Source organism: Bifidobacterium sp. KRGSERBCFTRI, from assembly GCF_025908335.1.
Window position 1 is genome coordinate 38,791 of record NZ_CP109653.1, and the last position, 19,795, is coordinate 58,585.

Sequence of the window (19,795 nt, forward strand, 5' to 3'; positions counted from 1 at the left end):
CTTTTTGCGTAATTGGAGACAAGTTGAAGCTGATTTTTGTCCCTTTTACGCAGTTGTTATGCGTAATTGGGGACAGTACCGAGGGTGGTTCTGTCCCCATTTATGCAGATGGAAGATTCGGCGCTAGTGTTTGTTGTCGCTGTTCTGCTGGTTCTGCGAGGACTGGGAGCCGCTGTTGCTGTCTCCATTGCCGGAGTTGCCGTTGCTCCCGCTGCTGCCGTTGCTATTGCTCGGTGAGGGGCTGGGGCTTGGGCTTTCCTTGGGCTCAGTGGTGAGTGTCACCTCGGTACCTGGATTGACCTGAGACCCTGCGCTCGGATTCGAGGCTGTTACTACGGCATCATCGTTGTCTTTGCTATTGGCTGCCACCTTCCACTTGAGGTTGAGAGCCGAATCGGTGAGTGCGGCCTTGGCTTCCCCGAGTGTACGGCCTACAACGTTCGGCACTGCTACCTTGCCGTTCGACACCCAGATGGTCACGGAGGCGCCTCGCTCCACCGATGTGCCCTCGTTCGGCTCGATGCGCGTAACCGTGTTCTCGGGCTGTGACGAGTTCTCGGTGTTGATCTCCACGGCGAAACCGTTCTTCTGGAGCTCGTCCACGGCCTCGTCCTTCGACTTGCCGATGAGCCCGCTCGGCACCTTCGTCATGCCGGACGACACCCACAGACTCACCGTGGTTCCCTGCTCAGCGGAGGTGCCGGCTGCGGGGTCGGTGCGTGTGACATGGTCGCGTTCGATTGTGGCGCTGTCTTCGGTCTGCACACTCGAATTCACCTCGAAACCGGCGGCTTCGAGGGCAGCTCGGGCGTCGGCCTGGGATTGGCCGGTGACATTGGGAACCGGCACGCTCTTCGGTCCGGCGGAGAACCAGACGGTGACGGTGCTGCCCTTCTCCACGCTGCGGCCGCCGGCAGGTGCCTGCTTCGTGAAGGTGCCGGCTGGCTCGCGCGAATCGGTGTCCTGCTTGATCGATGCCTGAAGTCCGAGCTCCGCGAGCTGTGCCTTCGCGCGTTCCTCGGTGGTTGTGGCCGAGAAAGTGGGCACGGTGACGTACTCCTTCTTCGGCGGTTGCATGTGCGCCCACGCATACCATCCACCGGCTGCGGCCAGCGCGAGCACCACGAGCACGACCACGGTGATGATTGTATTGCGTTTCCTCTTACGCGCCGCTTCAAGACGCTTCTGTGACCGGCTCTTCACCATTGTGTCGGTGTCGCCGGCCGCAGCATTCGGATCCTGCGGCACCGTTTGGAACTGGCCCGTCACCGGGTTGTACACGCGTGTGGACCCCTCGTTGGCGGGGTAGTCGTTCGCCGCCGCCATCGTCTGCGTCTTGGTCGCGTTGATCGTGGAGAGATCCTGCAGCGGGTTGAACGCGGCCGCCGAGGGCAGGCCGCCGTTCATGTAGGTGAGAATGTCGTTCTTGAACTCGGTGGCTGTGGCATAGCGGTTCTGGCGATCCTTGGCCATTGCCTTCGCCACGATCTGGTCCCACATGGGGTTGAGCCCGGGCACAATGGAACTCGGCTTCGCCGCGACTTCCGAAACATGCTGGTAGGCGATCGCCACCGCCGAATCGCCGGTGAACGGCGGTCTGCCGGTGAGCATCTCGTAAAGCACGCAGCCGGCCGAATACAGGTCGGAGCGCATGTCGACGTTCTCGCCGCGCGCCTGCTCGGGAGATAGATACTGCGCGGTGCCCACGACGCCCTGCGACTTGGTCATCGTGGTGGCGGAATCGTCGAGCGCGCGGGCGATGCCGAAGTCCATGACCTTCACAATGCCCTGCTCGGAGATCATGATGTTGCCGGGCTTGATATCGCGGTGGATGATGCCCATGCGGTGCGAATATTCGAGCGCGTTGAGCACGCCGATCATCACATGCTCGGTGTCGGAGACGCTCAGCGCGCCGTTCGCCTTGATGATGTCGCGCAGCGTCTGCCCCTGCACATACTCCATGATCAGGTATGGCAGGTGTTCGGTCTGCCCGTTGTCGAGCGTGACCACCTCTTCGCCCGAATCGTAGATGTTCACGATGTTCGGGTTGTTCATCTGGGCCACGGAATGCGCCTCACGGCGGAAGCGGGTGAGGAAGATCTCGTCATGTGCGAGGTCGGCGCGCATGATCTTGACGGCAACGGTGCGACCCAGGCGTGTATCGAGTGCGATGTGCACCTCGGCCATGCCACCGCGGCCAACGAGCTGGCCAAGCTGGTAGCGGCCGTTATCGAGCGTGGTAGGCATGCTACTCATTGATGCTCCTTCCAAAGCCTCCGGCGATCGCATGGCCGGGGGAATCGGTACCGGCATCGCGCTGCGTCTGCTGCGCGAACGGGAAGGCGGATTGATACGTTTGCAGGTCATGGTGCGGTGCACTCGTGACCCGGCGGGGGACTCGTCCGTTGATGTTCACCATGGTGGTGTCGCTCAGCGCGGTCTGCTGGTCGAGCAGACGGCGCTCGATGCGGGAGAGCACACGCGCCACGGTCAGCGCGTCCTGCGGACGATCCGCAGGGTCTTTCGCAAGCATCGACATGACGAATTGGGAAAGCTGGAAATCCACGGTGTTCGGCAACGGGGGCACCGGATTGTTCACATGGGCGGCGGCGATGTCGACCGGCGTCGCCCCGGTGAACGGACGATGCCCGCACAGGCCCTCGTAGGCCACGACACCGAGCGAATAGATGTCGGACTGTGGCGTGGCCTGCTGGCCTTGCGCCTGCTCCGGCGAGATGTACTGCGCGGTGCCCACCACCATGCCGTCCTGCGTGATCTGCTCCTGGTTCGTGGAGTAGGAGACGCCGAAATCGGTGATTTTCACTTCGCCGTTGTCGGAGACCATGATGTTCGCCGGCTTCACATCGCGGTGGATCACACCATGCGAGTGGGCGACGAACAGCCCGCGGGCGGTCTGGATGAGAATAGGCAGCAGACGAATCGGGTCCATGGGGCCATCAAGCTCGTGGTAGAGGTCTGCCAACGACTTGCTCGGCACATATTCCATGATGAGGAAGCCGATGCCGTCGTGCTCGTAGTATTCGAACAACGCGGCGATGTTCGGGTGCGCCAGATTGGCGGAATTGCGGGCCTCCGCACGCAGGCGGCGCAGTTTGGACTCCTGGTTCGTCGTGTCTTTGCGCAGCGCCTTGATGGCCACGGGACGACCGAGCTGAATGTCGTAGCCCTTCCACACCTCGCCCATACCGCCCTGGGCCAGACGCGAGTCGAGACGGTACCGGCAATGGATGAGTTGTCCTTCAATCAATCTCATTGTTGGAGCGCCTCCTTCATAATCGCGGTCATAATCGGTCCTGCTGCAAACGAGCCGTAGAGGTCGACATTGTGCACCACCACGGCGACGGCTATCTTCGGGTCGTCCGCAGGCGCGAAGCCCATCACCCAGCCGTCTATCGAGCTGTTGTTCGCTCCGATCTGCGCGGTGCCGGTCTTCGCCGCCACCTTCACGCCGGGGATCTCGAGATTCGGGTTCGCGTCGGTCACTACGGCCTCCATCGCCTCGGTGAGCTTGTTCGCCGTGTCCGCACTGAACGCGGTGTCCATCACCTGCGGTTTCGTGTCGGGCATCACCGAGAGGTCGCTGAAACGCACGCGGTCCACGAGTGTCGGTTTCATCACCTTGCCGTCGTTCGCAATGGCAGCGGCGATCATCGCGTTCTGCAACGGCGTCTCCACCGTGTCTCCCTGACCTATCGAAGCCAGCGCGAGCCTGTCGTCGCCCACATTGGTGGGGAATCGCGAGGCCACGGCCTGCATGGGAAGACCGTTCGAATCCGTGCCGTCGATCACGATCGGCTTGTCGAAGCCGAACTTCTTCGCCATATTCGACACGCTCTCGTCTCCAAGGGCCACGCCGAGCTGCGCGAATGCGGTGTTCGACGACCACGCCATGGCGTCTTTGAGCGAGATCTTGCCATCGGTGCCGTTGCCCGGCTCCTCGGCGTTCGTCAGCTGCGTCTGCGTGCCCGGCAGCGTGTATGAGGCGCCGGCCGGAATCTGCGTGTCGAGCTGGTATTTGCCGCTGTCGAGCGCGGCCGCCGCCACGACCGTCTTGAATGTGGACCCCGGCGGATACAGCTCGCTGATCGCACGGTTGAGCATCGGATTGCTCGGGTTCGTGACGAGTTCGGTGTACGCCTTGCTCACCGAGCCGGTGTCGTGCGAGGCCAGCTCGTTCGGGTCGTAGCTCGGCGTGCTGGCCATCGCGAGAATGCGCCCGGTCTTCGGCTCTATGGCCACCGCGGCGCCGTCGTTGTTCTTGAGCGCCTCCATTGCGGCCGTTTGCAGCTTGGGATCGATGGACGTCTCGATGCTGGCGCCCTTGTTCTCCTTGCCGGTGAACAACGCCTTGACATGCTGCCAGAACAATGCGTTCGATTCGCCGGTGAGCAGCTCATTCTCGGAGGCTTCGATGCCGCGGTCGGCGTTCTGTGCGATCGAGAAATACCCGGTGATTGGCGCGTAGATGTCACCCTGCGGGTAGGAGCGCTGGTAGGAGAACGAATCGTTCACCGGGTCGGATTTCGCGATAATCGTGCCGTCCGACGCCAGAATTGAGCCTCGCGGGGCACCGTACGTCTGGTATAGCGCGCGTGTGTTCCTGGAATCGTGGGAGAGCCGGTTCGCGCGGTTCACCATGATGATCGAGCTGGAGATGCCGAGGATCACGAACAGCACGATGACCGCCGTGAACAGCTGGCGCAATGTCTTATTCATGCTCGGCACCTCCTTCGCTTGTGGTTGCTTGATGGTTCGTTGGCGTATGGGGCTGCTGTGGCAGCGGTGGCACGCTCGGATTCAGCGGTGCCATGGCCTCCGTCTCCTCGCCTGCCGATGGCGTCGCCTGCTGCGGCGACACCGGGATGTTCCTCGTGTTGGACACCGGCTCGCTTGTCTGCTGCGGCGCGACAATCGGTTGCGGTGAGACCACCTGCGTTGCCGAATCGTCTTGTGCCGGTGACGCACTGACGGCTGCAGATTGCTGGACGGCCGCCGAGGTGACCGGCAGCTGGCTCGTACGCGGGCGAGGCTCCTCCTCGCGGTTGCCGCGCGGTTTCGTGACCTGCGTGGCATTGCCGGATGCCTTGCGCTGGCGCGGCTTGCGGCTGCTCAGCGCGTGCACGGCCTCCATGCGGAACGTGTCGGTCATCAGGTCGTTCTGCGGCTTGTTCGCGGCGTTCGAGATGATGATGAGCAGGGCTGCCAGAATGTAGTTGGCGATGAGCGAGGAGCCGCCGGCAGCCATGTACGGCATCGTGAGACCAGTCAGCGGAATCACGAGCGTGATGCCGCCGACCACGGTGAACACCTGGAATGCCATCGTGAACACGAGTCCCGAGGCAAGCAGCTTGCCGAAGCCGTCTTTGATCTTCATCGCCGTGATCATGCCGGCCGCGATGATGAGCAGGTACAGCATGAGAATCGCGAATACGCCGACGAGACCGAGCTCCTCACCGGCCGACGCGAAGATGAAATCGGAGTTGGCCAGCGGCGTGATGGCCGGATGCCCCTCACCAAGGCCGGTGCCGAACAGGCCGCCGGCGGCGAGACCGAACAGGCCCTGCACAATCTGGCTCGAGCCGCCGGGGTACCGGTTGTAGATCTCGGAGTCGAAGGGGTGCAACCAGGCGTCGACACGGTAGCCCACATGCGCGAACAGGTGCGCGGCCGCCACACAGCCTATGGCGAAGGCGAGGAAGCCGATGATGAGCCAGCTCGCGCGGCCGGTGGCCACGTAGAGCATGGCGACGAACATCGCGAAGAACATGAGCGAAGTGCCCAGATCGTGCTGCAGAATGAGCACGCCCATCGAGGCGACCCACACGATCACAATCGGTCCAAGATCGCGCAGGCGCGGCAATTGCAGGCCTAACACCTTCCTGCCGCCGACGGCGAGCTGGTCGCGGTGGTTGAACAGATACGAGGCGAAGAAGAACGCGAGGAACAGCTTCGCGAACTCGCCCGGCTGCAGCTGGTAGGAGCCGACGCCAATCCAGATGCGCGCGCCGCCGATCTCACGGCCAAGCCCGGGAATCATGGGCGAAAGCAACAGCGCGAGGCCGATCACCATGCTCACATACGAGAATCTGCGAAGAATGCGGTAATCCTTCATGAAGGCGAACAGGGCGTAGCAGCAGACGAGCGCCAGGCACAGCCACATCATCTGGCGGATGGCCACGGCGGTGTCCATCTCGCCGTCGATGCGCGAGATCATGAGAATACCTATCGATGTGAGCATGAGCACGCATGCGAAGATCGACTGGTTGCCAAACTTCTGGAACCGGCTCATAAGGCCCCAGGCCACTAGGAACATGATCGCGCAGACGATCTGCATGACCACGCTGCCGGACGTGGGCTTGCCGTTCATGCGCTCGGACAACTGGAAGAAGCCGAGCGCGGAGATGAGCAGTGCGAAGATGATCTGCAGAAGGTAACGAACACGAGCGGCCATAATCACCTGCTTTGCGCCGACTTCGTCGGGGACTTGCTGTCGTTGGCTTGCTTCTGCTGCTTGGCCTTGGCGTCGGCGTCTTCCTTCGCCTTCTGTTCCTGCTCCTTCTTCAGGTCGTTGAACTGCGTCCGTATGAGCTCGACATGGCTGAGCGCCTCGTCGTAGCCATCCACGCTTATGCCCTGCCGCAGACGGTCCTGCCACTGCTCGGGCAGCTCATCGACCTTGAGGTCGGTGTGCTCGATGGCATGCGAAAGCTCGTAGCCGAAGATGTTCGTTGGCACGCCTTGGTACACGGTGACCACACCATTGTCGGAGGCCAGGTAATATTGCGTCTGGCTCCACGCATACGCGGCCCACGTGCCCAGCGCGAGCACGGCCACGATGGCCACGGCGACTACACTGCCAATGATCTTGCCGCGAAACCTGCGCGAACGGGCCTGCTTCTTCTCCTGCAGATGCTCGTGGTGAATGGCCCTGGCGACCTCCGGGTCGTTCGGGTCCGCGCTGTAACGGCCGTCGGATTTGCGGATCACCGGAATCTCGCCGGTGTCTGGATCCTGCAGTTCGCCGTTCTCCTCGCGCACCGTCGACGGCTGCGCCACCTGCTGGGTGGCGTCGTGCTCCTCGGATTGCGCGGCCTTGTTGCTGTCGCTCGCAATCAGCGCGGCGGCACGCTCCGCCGGTGACGAGCGTGTGATCAGCGCGGGGGCGGACGCGACGGGTTCATGAATGATGTCTGCAATCGGTTCGAGCGTCGCGCTGGCGGCACCGCCGATCAACGGAGTCTGATGCGGCAGATCGAACGAGTCGGCATCCAGGGCGATCGTGGAATCTGCGATCACGGCGGACACATTGTCGGTGCTCCCCGCCTTCAACGCCATGGAAACCAAGGTCTGCGCGCACTCCTCCGGATCGGTGAAATGCGAGAGCGTCTCCTCGATCGTGGAATCCTCGAGCACACCGCACAGGCCGTCGGAACACAGCAACAGGCGGTCCCCGGCCTCTGCGCGGCGAATCGAGATGTCAGGGTGGGCGTCGATGTCGAAATCGCCGAGCACGCGCATGACCACATTGCGCTGCGGGTGATTGCGCGCCTCCACCTCATTGATGCGCTTCGTGTCGATCAGATGCTGCACATAGCTGTGGTCGGTGGTCAGCCGCATGAGTTTGCCGTCGCGCAGCAAATACGCGCGCGAATCTCCAATATGGGCGATCACCCAGTAATCGGAGACGAGCGTGATCGCGGTGACGGTGGTGCCCATGCCGGCGAGCTTGCGTTCGCGTTTCGCCTTGCCCACGATGGCATCGTGCGCAGCAAGTGTGGAGGCCTCGATGATCGCCGCCGCCTTGGCCACGTCGCCGCCCGCGGAATCCGTCTCGATATGCGCCAGCGAGCGGATCGCGATGGTGGAGGCGGTGTCGCCGCCGGCATGGCCGCCCATGCCATCGCAGACGGCCACGAGATGCTCGCCCGCGAACGAGGAATCCTGGTTGTTCGAGCGCACAGTGCCGACGTCGGAAACCGTGGTGGAATACATATACAGGTCTGCCACTCGCGGTCACCTCAATTCGAACGTGGTAGCGCCAATGCGCACCGGTACGCGCGGGCCGAGAATGGTGGGTGCGGAGATGCGCTGCTGGTTCACCACGGTGCCGTTCGTGCTGTGCAGGTCTTCGATGGCCCAGACTCCGGTGTTCGGATCGGGGTACACGCGCGCATGGTGGCTCGAGACGAATTCGTCGTCGAGCACCACCGTGTTCGAGGCGGCGCGGCCCAGCGTGATCACCGAGGAGTTCAGCGGAACCGAGGTGCCGGCGAGCGGGCCGTCGATGATCACCAGCAGCGTAGGTGTGGGTGCGGTGTCCGAAGGCGCGGCCGCCGACGGTGTAGGTGCGGAGACAGGCAACGGCTGGGCCGACGCTGACACCGCCAACGCGTCGTTCGATTTGCGCACTTCGCGCTCCTTGCGCCTACGTGCGCGGGATTTGCGTGGGCTGAACGCGGCGACATCCCGGTACAGCGAACGCGTGATGAACCACACGAACAGCCATAACAGAATGAGGAACGCGTATTTCAGTACCGCAAAGGTAAGTTCGGTAATCATGGAAAAATCCCGCTACGCTCACCTCTGGTCTTGTGAGGAGGCCCAGTACAGGATGCGGGTGCGGCCGATCGTGATCGTGTTGCCATCGAGCAGCGTCGCGGCGGGAACCTGATGGCCCTCCACATACGTGCCGTTCGTGGAGCCCAAGTCGCGGGCGATCACACCGTTGTCCGTGATGTCGATCTCCAGGTGTTTGCGGGAGATGCCGGGGTCGTCAATCACAATGTCGCAGCCCGAGCCGCGACCCAGAATCGTCTTGTCTTTGGTGAGCAGGTATTGGTTGTTGTTGACTTCGAGCATCGGGCAGTCCTCGGCCTGCTCGTCAGTGGTGACCGGTACGGCGTTGCCCTGCACGGATTCGGACGTGAGCTTGAAGTTGCCTTTGGTCAGTTGCAGGTCCTCTTCGAAAATAACGACGACCGGGCCCACAAATGCATAGTGTTGGCTCTTCGCGTACTGCGTGAGATTGTCGGCCAGCTCATTGGCCATGGCCTCGGAACCCCAGCTTTCGATGCGGTCGAAATCGGGTGTGCTCAGTTTGAAACGGTACTCGTTCGGCGCCACGGTGCGGTCTCGGCCGACCGGCATGGCCTCGGCGTCGATTTCGCGCTCAAGCGCGCTGGAGAGATCGACGGGCTGCAGGTCTTTGGAGCCGAACTTCGCGAACACTCCGTTGACCGCACCCTCCACGCTTTTCTCAAAACGATCAAGAACGCTCATAGTTACCCTTTCTATCCTTACCTATCCTACGCTTATATATCAACCGTGTGAATTTTCAGGCGCATCGGTCCGCCGCGTTTTCCTCTGGGAGCGTATGGATTGCAACGGTTTGCCGTTTCACTGCACGCATACGGCCCCACCTTGTTCCCGCGGTTTCCACATTGCCTACTATGCGCCGGACCCACAGGAATCCGCAATCGTTCGGCCGATGTATTTGCGGTCTGTATTGCGGATGCTTCCGTGAGCGGTGCCGCGGAGAGCCTTGGAGATGGTCTGGTTTTCGGAAGGTTCCGTGGAGTGGTCTGCAGATGTGTCCTTAGGCGGCAGATCTTACGGATGGTTCCGTATGCTGTGCCGTAAATCAGCGCTGCCGTGGCATGGTTTTCGGATGTTTCCGTGAACCATGCCGTAAATGGGTGCCGTTGTGGCCGAATCTGCGGATGTTTCCGCAAGCTGTGCCGTAAATCAGTGTCGCCGTGGTCAGTCTTTCGGATGTTTCCGTGCAATGTGCCGCGGGGAAGGTCATCTGTGGTCTGATTTTCGGATGGTTCCGGAAACTGTGCCGCCGATGGGGCTTCCAGTGGTCAGATTTACGGGAGCTTCCGTGAGCTGTGCCGCCGGGAGAGTCGCCAGTGGTCGGTATTGCGGAAGGTTCCGTGGGAGGTGCCGCGGGAAGGGGAGTCTGCGACCTGTTTTACGGAAGGTTCCGTGAAGCAGGATAGAGTGGGAACGAATAGATGATCCGATGAGACGAGAGGTGCGGGATGGAATCTGCAATCGAAGAATACCCAGTGCGCAAAGCGAAAACGGTGCGGTTCACATGCGGGGCGCCGCGCTCTCCCAAGCTCATCGGCGACGGATCGCGCATGCTGTTCCTACGGTCCGCGGGCGAGCAGGACACCGAGAATTCGCTGTGGCTGGCAATCTGCGGGGAAGACGCGTATGCCGAAGTGGAGCTCGTGAACGCGGGTGAGCTCGTGAACACACTGGGCAGCGACGACGTGCCTGCTGCCGAGCGTGCGCGTCGTGAACGTGCGAGGGAGAGCGCCACCGGGATCGTTGCGTACTCGGTGGACGGTCTGGGCAATCATGTCGCCTTCACCGTGAACGGCGAGCTGTTCGTGACGACAATCGATTGGGACGCGCTCGCGTACACGGTGGGAGATGACGGCGTGCGCGCACAGGTGGGCGCCGGCGTGCGTACCGAGCATCTCGTGCCGCAGTTCGCAGATTCCGCGCAGAACGAGTTCGCCGGCCCTGTGCTGAACCCGCGGATGAGCCCGGATGGCAAGCGCGTGGCATACGCGACGGGATCCGCGGTGGTCGTCGTGGATGTGCAGACCGCAGTGGCGAACGCGGTGTTCACGGTATCGCCACAGGATCGCGAGACGATGCGCGCGGGGCTCGCGGAATTCGCCGCGGGCGAGGAGATGGATCGCTACGACGGGTTCTGGTGGGGGCCGGATTCGCGCACACTGCTGGTGGAGTGCTTCGATTCGTCGCCCGAGCCGGTGTGGACGATCAGTGATCCGGCGGATCCGGCGGCGCGCGGCATCCAACACCGTTACCCGCGTGCGCTCACCGAGAACGCCGTGGTCGATCTGTTCGCCGTGCGGCTGGGCGACGACGGCACGTCGGTGCAGAAGACGGCGATGATCGACTGGGACAATGTGGCTTACGAATACCTGGCCGTGGTGGATTGGCAGGCCGAGCGACCCGTGCTGCGCGTGCTCGACCGCTTGCAGCAGCATGAGCAGATTCTGCGCGTGGCCATGCCAGCGGAGAACGAGTGGGGCGATCTGCGCGCACTCGACGGCAATGTGATGGCGTTGCTGCCGGTGGAGGTGATCGCCGAGCATCACAACGACCAGTGGATCGATCTGGTGGGTGGAACGCCGTGTGTGACACCGTCCGGTGCCGTGGTGTGTTCGGTGAACGACATGGAGGCCGACACGAATCGGTTGAGCGTGGATGGACGTGTGTTCACGCCGGCGGGGTGGCAAGTCCGCGAAGTGCTCGACGCGGGTACCGACGATGTGTTGTGCGTGGTGCAGCGCACGGCCGAACGCGCCGCCGAGGTGCCGGAGCAGTGGGCGGATTCCACTGCCGAACGCTACCATGACGCGCGCAGTTTCGACATTGTGACCATATCGTACGCCGATGGCTCGGTGCGCGCGGTGAGCGACGAGCCGGGCGTGTGGCGTGCGTCCCGACGCGGCGACGGACTCGTGGTGTGGGGGCGCACCATGGATTCGGCGAAAGCGGTGATGCGCCTGTCATACGGGGCTGAGGGCGCGCGTACGGGCCACGACGTGTGCAATGTCGCCGCCGAACCTGACTTCGTGCCGAACGTGCGCTTCGTGCGACTCGGTGAACGTAAGCTGTTCACGGCGATTGTGGCGCCGAGCGCGTCGAGCCGGTTCGCCGGCGCCGCCGAGCTGCCGGTGCTCATGCATCCGTACGGCGGACCGGGGCACCAGGAGGTGGTCATGAGCCGGGCCGCCTACTTGGACGCGCAGTGGTGGGCCGACCAGGGCTACCTTGTGGTGATTGCGGACGGCCGCGGCACGACCGGGCGCGGACCGGTGTGGGATCGCGAAGTGTATTTGCAGATGAAGCGCGTGAGTCTGGCCGATCAGGTGGACGCAGTGCATGCGCTGGCCGGTGCGGTCGACGAGCTCAATAGGATGGGAGGCGCGGCCGAGGGCTGCGAATTCGGTGGGCACGACGATGCTGCACGGCCGTTGCCGAAGCCGGATCTCGAGCGCGTGGCGATGATCGGCTGGTCGTACGGCGGATTCCTCTCCGCGCTCGCGGTGCTCGACGCCCCGGACACGTTCGCCGCAGCCTGCGCGGGCGCGCCCCCGACTGACTGGACGCTGTACGACACCTGCTACACCGAGCGCTTCCTGGGCCTGGACCCGCAGGTGTATGCCGACAACAGCATTGTGTTGGACGCGCCGAAGCTCGTTCGACCGCTCATGCTGATCCACGGCTTCGCCGACGACAACGTGACGATCGCGCATAGCCTGCGGCTGAGTCAGGCGCTCATGGAGGCCGGCCGGCCGCACACCTTCCTGCCGCTCACCGGGATCACGCATATGACGAACGACCCGGATGTGGCGAGGAATCTGCTGATTCTGCAGCGCGACTTCCTGTCCGATGCCCTCGCGAGGTAGGCATACCGGGCGCCGCCCACCCGTCCGGCTGTCACGGGCTATTGAACCAGGAAACTCATGATGAGGATCAGCACGAATCCGACGATGTCGACGGGGGTGAACACCGAGCCGGTCCACAACACCGACGAGATGGTGGCGGTCACCGGCTCGATCGTCGCCAGAAGCGTCGCGCGCATCGAGCCGATGCGCACGACGCCCGCCATGAACAGCCAGAACGCGACCACCGTGCCCACAACCACCGTGAAGGCCATGAGCCACCAGCCGCGCGCGTCGAAATGCGGCATGTTCTGCCATGGTTTGACGAACGGCAGCAATATGAGTCCGGAAATGAGGAAAGTAAGGCCGTTGAAGGTGAGATTGCCGTAGCGGGCGATGAGCCCCACCGGAATGATGGCGAGGCAGGCGCAGGAGAATGCGTCCATAAGGCCCCAGAACAGGCCGGGCAGCGGCATCGACAGCGTGCTCAGCTTGCCGCCGGTGGCCAGCAGCCACACGCCCACGAACGCCAAGGCGACGCCGATCACCTCGCGTTTCGTGGGCCTGCGCTTCGCCCTCACGCACACATAGATGAGCACCATGAGCAGATTCACCGTCTGCAGCACGGTAGCGGTGCCCGCGTTCGTCCAATGGATCGAGAACAGGTAGGCCACCTGCACGAGCGTCACGCAGGTGAGCGCCGCGCCCACGAACTTCGGGTATTCACGCCAGCTGGTCACCGCCGACCTGAGCGAGTGCGGTGTGCCGATCATGGCGGCCACGAGGAAGATGATCCCCGCGATGATCTCGCGCACACAGGCGATCCACAGCGGAGCCGCGTGGTATTCCTCCATGAGGATCTTCGACACCGCGCCATTGACGCCCCAGCATGTGCCGCCGATGAGCACGCATGCAATGCCGATGGCCATTTTCCGCGGCGTCTGCTCGAAGGAGGGCGTCTGCTCTCCTTTGCCCGACACCGCCTCCTCGACGAGCACGTCGCGCGCATCAGCCTGCTCGGTGGCCGCCGACCGCGCCAGCATCTCATGGAGTTCCTCCGGCGAATTCACATTGCGTGTGCCGTGGTCGTGCTGTGGATCGCTGTGTTCAGACACCGGGGCTCCTTCCGCTCATCTCTCGCACGCATAGTATCGCGCAGGCCGTGAAATACCGGCCCCGGCGGCGCGCCCCGCCCGAGTTCAGACGAGCACGGTGACCGGCTCGCTCGTTTGCAGGAACGTGAGGATCTCCTTCAGATACGGTGCCATCACGCTGTTCGGCATCGTGAAGATCTCATGCACGGAGCCGGGCACGCGAACCATGCGGATGTCGCCGCCGTCCTTGCCCACGCGTTTGACGAAGCGATTCTGCGCCTTGTTGCGCACCCAGTGGTCATTGCCTGCCTGGAACAGCAGGATTGGCGTCTCGATGCGCTCGCACATATGCGGGTCCTGCATGGCGATGGACAGGCGGATCGCCTGCCTCACCCACTCGTTCGCCGCGGCCGAGGTCTGGTAATGCGTGTCTGCGATGCGCAGCTTCTTCATCCATTCGAGACGCTGCATGCATGCGCCCTGGTTGTCTTTGATGTCGATGAGCGGCGTGAACGCGCGCTGTCCGGGTGCCATGGACTTGGCGTGGCCGAAATCGCATGCCGCGCCGCACACCAGTGCTGCGAGCCAGTTCGGGGTGTGCAGATTCGCCTCGATCATCGGCGACGACAGCACGGCCTTGTCGACGATGTTGGGGTACCGCTCGAGCATGGCCGCTGCGATGCCGCCGCCCATCGAATGTGCGAACAGCACAAGCGGCTTGTCTGCCGCCATCGGGCGTGCGATCGTCCGCGCGCATTTCGCGAGATCGGCGACATAGCGGTGCCATGTGTCGATGTACACAATCTGGTCGTTCCTCACATCGCGCGCGGAATAGCCATGCCCGCGGTGTTCGAGAATACAAACGGAGAATCCGGCGAGCAGGAAGTACCATGCCATCTCCTTGTATTTGGCCGCGAACTCGGTGAATCCGTGCGAGATGAGCACGGTGCCATGGGTTTGGCGGGAGGAGCCGGGAATCTGCAAGGCATGGAATTTCTCGACGTCGTAGCGCACGACATGCAGCTTGTTCGGAGTGCCGTCCGCCGGGTGCAGCGTGCGCAGTCTGTGCCCATGCCAATCCGAGACGGCCGGGTCCATGTAGCCGTCATGCATGCACGAATCGAGGGCCGGCAGGGCGGTGGCCTCGAGATCCTGCTGGAATTCGTGTTCGTTGATCATCGCGATTTCCATGGGCTGCCTTTCGTCGGGTGAAACTGAAGACCAGCGTAGTCTGCGCGTGATATCACGTGAAATATTCGGCTGTCAGAGTCGAAAACGCGTAGCGCGGTGCGCGTAATCAGGGCGGGGGCGGGGAGGGTGAGCCTAGAATCTGTGGAAGAAATACAGGAATTTTAGGAAAGGAAGCGTCATGGTAGCGCAGAACATCATCATGACAGTCCTCAACGTGATCGTGCTGGTCGCGCTGCTGGTGTTCGGTGTGTACGCGGTGTACAACAACAAGCCGAATTTCGAGCTCACGCCGGCGCATCTCTATGACCAGCAGATGGGGCAGAAATACGGCATCTGGGTATTTATTTGCGTCATCATCAGCTGGCTCGTCACGCTGCCCGGCCTGTTCGGGCCGCTGAGCAACACGTGGAACCAGATTCTGTGGTGGGTCGAGCTCATCTTCAACATCGCCACGCTCGTGTTCTGCGTGCTCGCGTCGTTCTACTACAGCAGGCTGAACACGCGCCCGCACGACTGACCAGCCGTTCCACAGGCCTCCTCCGGGAGGCTTTTTTGTTACGATGTGCTGGGATTCCACGGTGTGACGGGAGGTCGCGATGAGTCCGGAGAAATTGGCGCGGTTTGCGGATTCCTGGAAATACTTCGTGTGCCCGCTGTGCCGTGAGGAGCTGCGGCTGGAGGGTACGAGTCTGCGTTGCGAACGCGGTCACACCTACGACGTGGCGCGGCAGGGGTACGTGAATCTGGCGCCCGGTGCGCGGCAGTCGGAATATTACAGCAGAGAGTCGTTCGAGCACCGCGGGCAGATTCTCTCCGCCGGCTATTACTCGCATATCGTCGACGCCGTGCTGAGTGCCGTGGGGCGGTATTGCGGGCAGATTGCCGCGTCCATCGATTTCGCGGGCCTGCGCACGCGTTCCGGCGCGCAATTGCGCGGCGCACGCGGGCGTGCGGATCTGCGCTCGAGCGGGCCGCAGATGCGCGCGCCGGTGATACTCGACGTCGGCTGCGGCGAAGGATTCTATGCGCGCGCCGTGCAGGCGGCGCATCCGGATGCCACGGTGCTCGCGTTCGACATCTCCAAGGATTCCGTGCAGCTGGCGGCGCGCGAAGACGCGGGGTGCGCGGTGAGGTGGTTTGTGGGGAATCTGGCCGAACTACCGGTGCGTGACGGCGCCGTGGACTGCGTGCTCGACGTGTTCTCGCCGGTCAACTACGCGGAATTCACGCGCGTGCTCGGCGGCTCGGGCGTGGTGATCAAGGTGGTGCCCGGCGCGCGGCATGACGAGCAGCTGCGCGAGCTCGCACGCGGCCAGCTGCGCCACGGCGACTATTCGAACGAGCAGGTTGTGGGGCAGTTCGCCGAGCATTTCGATGTGCTGGAACGCCGGCTCGTCTCCCAGACCTTCCCGATGCCGGCCGACGATGTGCTCGCCTTCGCCCGCATGACGCCGTTGCTGTTCAACGTGGACGTGGATTCGCTTGATCTCTCCCGGATTCATGAGCTCACCGTGGAGGCGGAGATCCTCGTGGGCAGCGTGTGCGGGTGATTGCGGGGGAGATCCATGACTATAGCGTGATTATAGCGTGATTATAGATGGTTCTGGTCATACCCACCTCTGCGTAAAAAGAGACAGAAAGATGCACAAGATGTCTCTTTTTACGCAGAGTTGCAGAGTTGCAGAGTTGCGGATTTGCGGATTTGCGGATTTGCGGAGTGCACAGGTTTTCGCCTGCGTAATTTGGGACATGTTGAGGGAGCATAGATGTCTCTTTTTACGTAAATTTTGGAAGATGCCGTCGCCGCGGAATGCCTGAAATGCGTCACTGTCTTGAATTGCGTAATTTGGGACAGTTAGCCGGCCTAACTGTCTCTTTTTACGCAGATTATGTTGCTGCGTGCAGCTTTGTGTAGCTTCCATAGGTTCCAGCTTGCGTAATTTGGGACATATAAGGAGTGCAGATGTCTCTTCTTACGCAGACAGTGAGATAGTGTTGGGGGCTGTGGCCCCCGGTGGAACCGCAGCCCCCAATGATGGCTACAAGTGAGGTCAGTTCTTTGCTGAAGACCTCATGAGGAAGAAGGAAACCACTGCGACGACGACAATCGCGCCGATCAACGACGGAATGATCGCCATGCCGGCAAGCTGCGGTCCCCAGTGACCCAACAGCGCCTCACCGAGTGCAGAACCCACTAGGCCGGCGATGATGTTGCTGATCCGGCCCATTGCACCGCTGTGATGCGTGATGGCGCCGGCGATTGCACCGATGATTGCTCCGACAATAAGAACCCATAACCAATGCATAATTATTCATATTTTGGGTTATATATACGGATATTTGGGATTGTAAAATGCGCGACTGCGGGTCGTGTTTATTTGGGCTATGAGGTGAAACTATGCAGTTTTGAGATAAAACAACCACATGAAAATTTGCAGTGTGCTACACGCTTCGCATATCATAAACGAGCGTGAATATTCAGTCTTTATTCACGGTGTGCATCAGCTCAGGCATGAAAAAACGGGGCGCCGGTTGAGCCGGGTCCCGCGAATCCAGATTATTGAGTTCGGCAGATTGCTATGCGCGAACCTTCATGACGATGAAGCTGACGATGGCGACCACAATGACCGCGCCGAGGACGGACGGTACGACCGCCATGCCCCCGAGCGACGGCCCCCAGGAGCCGAAGAGTCCCTGACCAAGCGCCGAACCGGCCAATCCTGCCAGAATGTTGCTGATCCAGCCCATCGAATGCCCGTTGTTGGTAATCGCACCTGCGATCGCTCCGATGACTGCGCCTACAATAAGTGTCCAAATCCAAAACATGGTGTCCATTCTTTCAGTTGTTGATGAACCAATACCTTCACTCTACGGGAGGTGCGACGGCCGCGTATCGCTTTGTGCTGTGGTGATATTCTGTTTTGTTTGGAATTCCGCCGTTTTGAGCGCGCAGTAGGTGCGCGGTGCCCGACGGTGTCCCTGTGCACGGGTGACGTTCAGGAAGCATGCCTGCCGGTGTGCTACGCGCGCAAGTCCCGGGTATTCGTGCCGTGTGGTTTGCGGGATGTCATTATTTCTTACGGGATGTCTGGTCCTTGATATCGTTGTGCGGAATTGTGCAAAGAGTGCATCAGTATGGTGTTTTCCTCTCTCTGTGTGTTGTGAAATGGTAGACTCTATCGCCGAAATCAGCGATGCCATGAGAGTCCAGACATCCCGTAAAGAATAGTGACATCCCGTAACGGATAATGACCTGTGGTGGTGGGGGTGTTCCCAGATGGTTCTCGAATGGCCCTCAGACGGCTCTCGAATTTTGCTAAATTGTTGCCGAAACAGCCCCCGTCGGCAAAGCAAAACGGCTGACTTCGTTGGAAATCAGCCGTTTCTTGCTAGTGCGAGCGGCGGGACTTGAACCCGCACGAGCATGAGCTCACTGCCACCTGAAGACAGCGCGTCTACCATTCCGCCACGCTCGCAGACAAAGAGTTAGATTACACCAATGCTCACAATAGTGCAATTCGGCGTGTTGCAACACGATCATGGAAACGGGCGCCGGACGCTCGACCTCGCGAACGCCTGGCACCCGCCCGCTGAACATCTGGCGTTCACTCGCCGTGTGCGAGTGCGCGGAACTGGTCGGGATCGATCACTTTCTTGTGCTCGCGGCCCTCCTTGGCTCCTTCGGCACGCTCGTACGCGTCCACGCGCTTCCAGCCGGCGAAATCGATTGGTCGCACGCCGCGTTCGGCAAGCAGACGGTCGATCGACTCGGGGTCGCGGTCGGGCGCGAGACGTGCGTTCTCCTTGTTCTGTGCGAGGTCTTCGAGCATGGCCGTCACGATCATCAGCGCGTCGGACTTCGTCGAACCGATGAGTCCCACCGGCCCGCGCTTCGCCCAGCCTGTCGCATAGAGGCGTTCGCGCACTTCGCCGTTCTCATGATCCACAGTGATGCGGCCGTCGCCGTTCGCGTTGGCCAAATGCGCGCCGCCCTCGTCGTAGGCGATGCCCGGCACCGATTCCGGCTTGTAGCCGATGGCATGGTACACGGCCTCGACCGGATAGTCGGTGAATTCGCCGGTGCGATGCATCTTGCCGTCCGCGCCGGTCTCGGTGCGCTCCACGCGAATGCCTCTCACCTTGCCGTCTTCGCCGAGAATCTCGGTGGGTGCGGAATTGAAGTGGATGTAGTACTTGCGGTCGGCCGGGTTGCCTTCGAAGTCAACGTCGCCGTCGTCTTCCATGTCTTCGGCCATGTCGCGAATCACGAACAGCTCCTCCACCATCTGGCGCGTGAGCTTGTCTTTGCCGGCCTCCTCGACGGTGTCGTCGTCGAGTTCGAAGTCGTCTTCGTCAATGATGAGCTGCACGCCGGGCAGTTTCTCCATTTCGCGCAGCTCCTGCACCGAGAACTTCGCCTGCGCGACGCCGCGGCGAATGAACAAGTGGAGTTCCTTCGCCTTGTTGTTCTTGATGCCCTCGTACACGTTGTCGGGAATGTCGGTTTTCGCACGCAGATCGTCGGCGTTGCGCATGAGCTCGCGCGCGACGTCCATCGCCACATTGCCGCCACCGATCACTGCGACGCGTTCCGCTTCGAGCGGCCATTCGCGCACGCCGGTCGGGTAGCCGTCGTACCACTCCACAAAGCGCGCGGCACCGTACACGCCGTCGAGATCGGCGCCCGGAATCGCGAGCGGCTTGTCTTTGATCGCACCGGTCGCGAACAGAATCGCGTCATACCGCTCCAGCAGATCCTCGAGCGTCACATCCTTGCCGAACTCGACGTCGGCGTACAGATGGATGTTCGGATTATCCAGCGTTTTCTCGAGCGCCGATGCAATGAATTTGATCGACGGATGATCCGGCGCCACGCCATAGCGCACGAGGCCGAACGGCACCGGCAGTTTCTCGAACAGATCGATGCGCGCGTCCGTGCCGAGTCCGAGTTCGTCGCCGAGCTTGGCGAGCTGGCGCAGGAAGATGTCGGAGGAGTAGACGCCGGCCGGGCCCGCGCCAATAACAGCAATACGAAGTTCAGAATCTTGAGTCACG

General features: G+C 61.8%; 15 protein-coding genes and 1 tRNA gene. 3 read left to right on the forward strand and 13 right to left on the reverse strand.

The window, feature by feature from the left end; genetic code table 11:
* Positions 1 to 123: 123 nt before the first annotated feature.
* The 7 genes from pknB to OGI63_RS00190 are packed head-to-tail and all read right to left on the reverse strand — an operon-like array spanning position 124 to position 9,300.
* Positions 124 to 2,256 carry a Stk1 family PASTA domain-containing Ser/Thr kinase gene (pknB, locus tag OGI63_RS00160; protein ID WP_004218367.1) on the reverse strand — a complete coding sequence of 711 codons (2,133 nt, stop codon included), beginning with the start codon at positions 2,254 to 2,256 and terminating at the stop codon, positions 124 to 126.
* Positions 2,249 to 3,274 (reverse strand): serine/threonine-protein kinase, encoded by a 1,026-nt coding sequence (locus tag OGI63_RS00165; RefSeq protein WP_004218368.1) that lies wholly within the window; start codon positions 3,272 to 3,274, stop codon positions 2,249 to 2,251. The genes pknB and OGI63_RS00165 overlap by 8 nt, the downstream gene beginning before the upstream one ends.
* Positions 3,271 to 4,737 carry a peptidoglycan D,D-transpeptidase FtsI family protein gene (locus OGI63_RS00170; RefSeq protein WP_004218373.1) on the reverse strand — a complete coding sequence of 489 codons (1,467 nt, stop codon included), beginning with the start codon at positions 4,735 to 4,737 and terminating at the stop codon, positions 3,271 to 3,273. The genes OGI63_RS00165 and OGI63_RS00170 overlap by 4 nt, the downstream gene beginning before the upstream one ends.
* The gene (locus tag OGI63_RS00175; protein ID WP_004218375.1) at positions 4,730 to 6,472 is read right to left on the reverse strand and encodes an FtsW/RodA/SpoVE family cell cycle protein; all 1,743 of its coding nucleotides are present in this window, start codon (positions 6,470 to 6,472) and stop codon (positions 4,730 to 4,732) included. The genes OGI63_RS00170 and OGI63_RS00175 overlap by 8 nt, the downstream gene beginning before the upstream one ends.
* 2 nt (positions 6,473 to 6,474) lie before the next feature.
* Complete coding sequence (locus OGI63_RS00180) at positions 6,475 to 8,013, reverse strand: PP2C family protein-serine/threonine phosphatase (RefSeq protein ID WP_004268933.1); 1,539 nt, start codon at positions 8,011 to 8,013, stop codon at positions 6,475 to 6,477.
* Positions 8,014 to 8,034: 21 nt separating this feature from the next.
* Positions 8,035 to 8,580: an FHA domain-containing protein gene (locus OGI63_RS00185; RefSeq protein WP_004218377.1), complete on the reverse strand. Its 546-nt coding sequence runs from the start codon at positions 8,578 to 8,580 to the stop codon at positions 8,035 to 8,037.
* 18 nt (positions 8,581 to 8,598) lie between these two features.
* Entirely contained in the window at positions 8,599 to 9,300 is a 702-nt protein-coding gene (locus OGI63_RS00190; RefSeq protein WP_004218378.1) for an FhaA domain-containing protein, read from the reverse strand.
* Positions 9,301 to 10,064: 764 nt separating this feature from the next.
* Here OGI63_RS00190 and OGI63_RS00195 point away from each other — a divergent pair.
* A complete protein-coding gene (locus tag OGI63_RS00195) occupies positions 10,065 to 12,479 on the forward strand; it encodes a prolyl oligopeptidase family serine peptidase (protein WP_004218379.1) in 2,415 nt (804 codons plus the stop codon).
* 38 nt (positions 12,480 to 12,517) lie between these two features.
* Here the strand turns inward: OGI63_RS00195 and OGI63_RS00200 are convergent, their stop codons facing one another.
* Together OGI63_RS00200 and OGI63_RS00205 are read right to left on the reverse strand one after the other, a co-directional pair.
* The gene (locus tag OGI63_RS00200) at positions 12,518 to 13,570 is read right to left on the reverse strand and encodes a DMT family transporter (RefSeq protein WP_004218380.1); all 1,053 of its coding nucleotides are present in this window, start codon (positions 13,568 to 13,570) and stop codon (positions 12,518 to 12,520) included.
* 84 nt (positions 13,571 to 13,654) lie between these two features.
* Complete coding sequence (locus tag OGI63_RS00205; protein ID WP_004218381.1) at positions 13,655 to 14,740, reverse strand: alpha/beta fold hydrolase; 1,086 nt, start codon at positions 14,738 to 14,740, stop codon at positions 13,655 to 13,657.
* A gap of 178 nt (positions 14,741 to 14,918) precedes the next feature.
* Here OGI63_RS00205 and OGI63_RS00210 point away from each other — a divergent pair, with 178 nt between their 5' ends.
* Together OGI63_RS00210 and OGI63_RS00215 are read left to right on the forward strand one after the other, a co-directional pair.
* Positions 14,919 to 15,257, forward strand: a complete 339-nt coding sequence (locus OGI63_RS00210) for a hypothetical protein (protein ID WP_004218382.1) — start codon at positions 14,919 to 14,921, stop codon at positions 15,255 to 15,257.
* A 79-nt stretch (positions 15,258 to 15,336) separates the two neighbouring features.
* Positions 15,337 to 16,290: a putative RNA methyltransferase gene (locus OGI63_RS00215; RefSeq protein WP_004218383.1), complete on the forward strand. Its 954-nt coding sequence runs from the start codon at positions 15,337 to 15,339 to the stop codon at positions 16,288 to 16,290.
* Between the two features lie 501 nt (positions 16,291 to 16,791).
* Here OGI63_RS00215 and OGI63_RS00220 read toward each other — a convergent pair.
* The 4 genes from OGI63_RS00220 to OGI63_RS00235 all read right to left on the reverse strand — a co-directional run bounded on the left by OGI63_RS00220 (position 16,792) and on the right by OGI63_RS00235 (position 19,794).
* Entirely contained in the window at positions 16,792 to 17,046 is a 255-nt protein-coding gene (locus OGI63_RS00220) for a GlsB/YeaQ/YmgE family stress response membrane protein (protein WP_004218384.1), read from the reverse strand.
* A gap of 271 nt (positions 17,047 to 17,317) precedes the next feature.
* Positions 17,318 to 17,566 (reverse strand): GlsB/YeaQ/YmgE family stress response membrane protein, encoded by a 249-nt coding sequence (locus OGI63_RS00225; RefSeq protein ID WP_004218385.1) that lies wholly within the window; start codon positions 17,564 to 17,566, stop codon positions 17,318 to 17,320.
* Positions 17,567 to 18,133: 567 nt separating this feature from the next.
* A tRNA-Leu gene (locus OGI63_RS00230) sits at positions 18,134 to 18,216 on the reverse strand.
* Positions 18,217 to 18,345: 129 nt separating this feature from the next.
* Positions 18,346 to 19,794, reverse strand: a complete 1,449-nt coding sequence (locus OGI63_RS00235) for an FAD-dependent oxidoreductase (protein WP_004218386.1) — start codon at positions 19,792 to 19,794, stop codon at positions 18,346 to 18,348.
* Position 19,795: the final 1 nt, after the last annotated feature.

Excerpts from the sequence above, each read along its gene's own strand:
- OGI63_RS00220 (WP_004218384.1), bottom strand. The coding sequence starts at position 17,046 with ATGCATTGGTTATGGGTTCTTATTGTCGGAGCAATCATCGGTGCAATC.
- OGI63_RS00195 (WP_004218379.1), top strand. The coding sequence starts at position 10,065 with ATGGAATCTGCAATCGAAGAATACCCAGTGCGCAAAGCGAAAACGGTG.
- OGI63_RS00215 (WP_004218383.1), top strand. The coding sequence starts at position 15,337 with ATGAGTCCGGAGAAATTGGCGCGGTTTGCGGATTCCTGGAAATACTTC.
- OGI63_RS00165 (WP_004218368.1), bottom strand. The coding sequence starts at position 3,274 with ATGAGATTGATTGAAGGACAACTCATCCATTGCCGGTACCGTCTCGAC.
- OGI63_RS00190 (WP_004218378.1), bottom strand. The coding sequence starts at position 9,300 with ATGAGCGTTCTTGATCGTTTTGAGAAAAGCGTGGAGGGTGCGGTCAAC.
- OGI63_RS00185 (WP_004218377.1), bottom strand. The coding sequence starts at position 8,580 with ATGATTACCGAACTTACCTTTGCGGTACTGAAATACGCGTTCCTCATT.
- OGI63_RS00225 (WP_004218385.1), bottom strand. The coding sequence starts at position 17,566 with ATGTTTTGGATTTGGACACTTATTGTAGGCGCAGTCATCGGAGCGATC.
- pknB (WP_004218367.1), bottom strand. The coding sequence starts at position 2,256 with ATGAGTAGCATGCCTACCACGCTCGATAACGGCCGCTACCAGCTTGGC.
- OGI63_RS00210 (WP_004218382.1), top strand. The coding sequence starts at position 14,919 with ATGGTAGCGCAGAACATCATCATGACAGTCCTCAACGTGATCGTGCTG.
- OGI63_RS00175 (WP_004218375.1), bottom strand. The coding sequence starts at position 6,472 with ATGGCCGCTCGTGTTCGTTACCTTCTGCAGATCATCTTCGCACTGCTC.
- OGI63_RS00180 (WP_004268933.1), bottom strand. The coding sequence starts at position 8,013 with ATGTATTCCACCACGGTTTCCGACGTCGGCACTGTGCGCTCGAACAAC.
- OGI63_RS00170 (WP_004218373.1), bottom strand. The coding sequence starts at position 4,737 with ATGAATAAGACATTGCGCCAGCTGTTCACGGCGGTCATCGTGCTGTTC.
- OGI63_RS00205 (WP_004218381.1), bottom strand. The coding sequence starts at position 14,740 with ATGGAAATCGCGATGATCAACGAACACGAATTCCAGCAGGATCTCGAG.